Origin of the sequence: Halobacillus sp. BBL2006 (assembly GCF_000786645.1) — a bacterium.
Taxonomy (GTDB): domain Bacteria; phylum Bacillota; class Bacilli; order Bacillales; family Halobacillaceae; genus Halobacillus.
This window is the reverse complement of record NZ_JRNX01000616.1, coordinates 1-3,714: the sequence shown is the minus strand read 5'-3', so window position 1 is coordinate 3,714 and position 3,714 is coordinate 1. Positions and strand designations below refer to the sequence as shown.

The following is a 3,714-nucleotide window of genomic DNA, read 5'->3' as shown; positions in this document are numbered from 1 at the left end:
TTGCCTTCTTCGTCGACTATGACTCCAGCTTCTTTAAAGTCGAAGTCAATGGCGCCACGCCCCATTCGTTTTTTACGTAATGTTTGGGCTAGCCCTGCCATTTCTCGGAACATCGGGACAAGATCTTTATATTTTTCGATCAGCTCTTCATCTTCATCCTCTAAAATGCTGTTCACATCTTTATAGGTCATACGCTCGTTCGTTTTAATTACACTTTGGAAAATCTCATGATTGACGACTTCGCCACTCTTATTGATTTCCATTTCACATGACAGTGTCAAACGATCGACTTGAGGGTTTAACGAACAGATTCCATTCGATAGACGGTGAGGAATCATCGGGATAACACGGTCTACTAAGTACACACTTGTTGCTCGTTCCCTTGCCTCTTTATCAATCGGTGAATTCTCTTCCACATAATAAGTTACGTCGGCAATGTGAACACCGAGTTTGTAATTTCCATTCTCCAGCTTTTTAACAGTGACGGCATCATCAAGGTCTTTTGCGTCAGCCCCATCAATCGTTACGATGGTTTCATCCCGAAGGTCGCGACGATTTTTAATTTCATCCTCACTGATTTGGTCAGGTGTCTCTGCAGCCTGTTCCAACACTTCATCCGGAAAATCTACTTTGATGCCGTGTTTATAAATGATAGAGATAATATCGATACATGGATCATTTTTATGTCCAAGAATTTCTACGATTTCTCCCTCTGCACTCATGCGGTCTTCAGGAAACTTCGTAATATTTACAATAACCTTATGTCCATCGACCGCTCCGTTTGTTTGACCCTTTGGAATGAATATGTCATTCGGAATACGCTTATCATCTGCAATGACAAAACCGAAGTTGCGGCTTGATTCATACGTACCGACCACTCGAGTAGTGGCCCGCTCCAGAATCCGAATCACCGTTCCCTCTGGTCGATGACCGTCTTCGTCTCTTTTTTCGATCCTGACAAGTACTTTGTCATTGTTCATTGCAGAATTTAAATCAGAATGGTGTAAATAAACATCATCTTTTTCTTCTTCATCCGGAATTAAAAACGCAAACCCTTTGGCGTGCATCTGAATACGGCCCCGGATCAAATTCATTCTTTCTGGAAGTCCAAATCTGTTTTTCCTTGTCCGGACTAGCTCTCCTTCTTCCTCTAATCCATTTAGAGTTTTCATGAGGATCTTAAACTCATCGGCATTATCGAGTTCCAAGGTTTCTTCTAATTCTTGTACGGATAATGGCTTTGATGCAGTTTCTTTGAAAAAGTCTAAAATTTTCTGTTTTAAATCTGTACTCATATGCCTTACCTCCTCTTAAATGAAGGACAAGACTCTAGAATCATGACCAGTCCAACGACTCAAGAAATTCAAGAATATCTTCATGAAGTTGCTCTTTTTCTTTATCCATCGTAATGACATGTCCAGAGTTTTTGTACCATTTAATATCTTTTGTATCAGCTTCAACTTGTTCATAAATATAATTTGCACTTTCGGTGTTAATCATTTCGTCTTGTTCTGCTTGGACGACAAATGTAGGCGTATAAATTTGATCGACATCATCATGAACAGATGTGATGAATTTGCCCAATTCCTTGAACATCTTTTCAGAATCTCCAAGCATTTCTTCAACCTCTTTGTCAATGGTTTTTTGATCTTTACCCTCTAGCTGCTTGTACTGACGAGCTTTGAATTCGAACCCTTGCGTCAGTTGTTTTTCATTATCAAAAAACATTGGAGCACACATCGTCACTAGCCCTTTAATCGGTTCAGAATAAGCTAGTTTTAACCCTAGCACTCCACCCAGGGATAATCCAGCTACCGCAATCTTATTGTAGCCTAGTTCTCTAAGATGGTTCAGTGCTTCCTTCACATCTGCCCACCACTCCTCGGGACGAGCGTCAATGAGAGCTTCTAATTCTTTCCCATGTCCACGATAAATTGGTGCGTGAGTGGTGTATCCATGCTTTTGCAGGAAGCGTCCGAGCATCCTTACATCAGCAGAGTGGCCAGTAAATCCATGTAGTAACAATACCGCACGTTCACCTTCCTCAAACGTAAATGGCTGAGGTTGTTTAATCTTCATAACATTCTCTCCTTATTTCATCTATTTCCTTATTTGATTATTTCATTCTCTTTTGCAACGTTTTCTATTTTACCAAAATCAAGTTCCAGTGGCATTAATAAGAAAAGCAGAAGTTTAATGTTCTTCTGTGATTGCTTTATACCCTGGATGGTAACAGCTGAAATCCTCCATTGGGTATAGAAAAACCGCGCTATATATGAGCGCGGTTTTCATCATTTATTCATTTTCACCCTAGCACGTAAGCGGCCAAAAACGCCAAAACAAAGAAAAGAACAGCTGTAACAATGGTCGCTTTGTGCAGTACAGCATCTATTCCACGAGCCTTTTGCTTCCCAAATAATTGCTCGGCCCCTCCAGAAATCGCTCCTGAAAGACCGGCACTTTTACCAGATTGTAATAGAACAAGAACGATTAGAGCGATTGTATCAATAGCTAATAAAGTAATTGCAAGTGTTTCCATGATGTGCCAACACCTCCTAAAGACGTACAAATGACTAGATTAAATGTAGCATAAAAGCATTCGTCCATCAAGACAATCTATCCGCATTTATTTGAAAGGATAGCAAACTCAAATAAAACCATTCTCCGGCTGCTTGAATAGTGAATAGCACCCGAACAAAAGCTAATCAAATCAACAAACTGTATGATTACAATATTTAATTGATCAGTCCGATATCAATAATATTAAGTCTTCCTCAATTCCTTGAGGTCTTATGTCCATCTATCTTTTACAAACTCGCTTCCCTAATGATTTTAAAGAGATCTCTCAAAACCCTCCTCATCCGCTGAGCGTTTTTGACTGTTATTTGGTTGTTTTTGATTGTTTTTGATAGTTTATGGTTGATTTATGTAAGGGCTTACCTTATTATAGAAAGTGAGATAAGGAAAAGGAGGTGTGGGCTCGTTGCTGACTCCTGAGCGACACCAAGTCATTCTAGAAACGATCAAAGAACATCATACGGTAAAACTTAAGGAATTAGTGAACCATACGGGCGCATCAGAATCTACCATCCGTCGCGATCTAGATCAATTAGAACGGAACGGCAAAATTCGCCGTGTCCATGGCGGTGCTTCCTTAAAAAGCTCGGCTAGTGATGAACCAACTTTGATTGAAAAGACAACAAAGCATCGAGAAGAAAAAATCACAATTGCCCGCTACGCAGCTTCATTAGTACAAGATGGTGATTGTATCTTCATTGATGCAGGATCGACGACTTATGAAATGATTCCTTTTTTAAATGCAGATGATATTACAGTCGTCACCAACGGCTTAAACCACTTAGAATTATTGAACGAATACCAAATTAAAACTTTTGTAGTAGGCGGGTATGTAAAACACCGCACGAGAGCAGTTGTAGGAGCAGGAGCGCTCACTAATCTTCAGCAGTACCGATTTGACCAATGTTTCATGGGTACGAACGGAATTTCCTTAGATAGCGGTTATACAACGCCTGATCCAGAGGAGGCTGCGGTTAAACAAACGACATTGTCTTTATCTCAACAACGATATGTCCTCGCTGATCATTCAAAATTCGATGAAGTTGCTTTTTGTAAGTTCGGAAATCTCGATGAAGCAGACATTGTGACGAACTATCAAGGAAGCTTACTTAAAAACTATAAAGAAAAAACAAACAT

At 40.0% G+C, this 3,714-nt stretch carries 4 protein-coding genes; 1 reads left to right on the top strand and 3 read right to left on the bottom strand.

The features are described from left to right. The 3 genes from LD39_RS16980 to secG form a co-directional block, all read right to left on the bottom strand. Nucleotides 1-1,295: ribonuclease R family protein (locus tag LD39_RS16980; RefSeq protein ID WP_035550347.1), on the bottom strand; the 1,295-nt coding region annotated here is incomplete at its 3' end. Nucleotides 1,296-1,335: 40 nt separating this feature from the next. Then, nucleotides 1,336-2,079, bottom strand: a complete 744-nt coding sequence (locus LD39_RS16975) for a carboxylesterase (protein ID WP_035550344.1) — start codon at nt 2,077-2,079, stop codon at nt 1,336-1,338. Between the two features lie 226 nt (nt 2,080-2,305). Beyond that, nucleotides 2,306-2,539 (bottom strand): preprotein translocase subunit SecG, encoded by a 234-nt coding sequence (gene secG / locus LD39_RS16970; protein WP_035550340.1) that lies wholly within the window; start codon nt 2,537-2,539, stop codon nt 2,306-2,308. A gap of 444 nt (nt 2,540-2,983) precedes the next feature. On the opposite strand from secG, the gene LD39_RS16965 reads away from it, so the two are divergent. Then, nucleotides 2,984-3,714, top strand: a 731-nt coding sequence (locus LD39_RS16965) for a DeoR/GlpR family DNA-binding transcription regulator (protein ID WP_035550337.1), incomplete at its 3' end; no start/stop codon positions are given.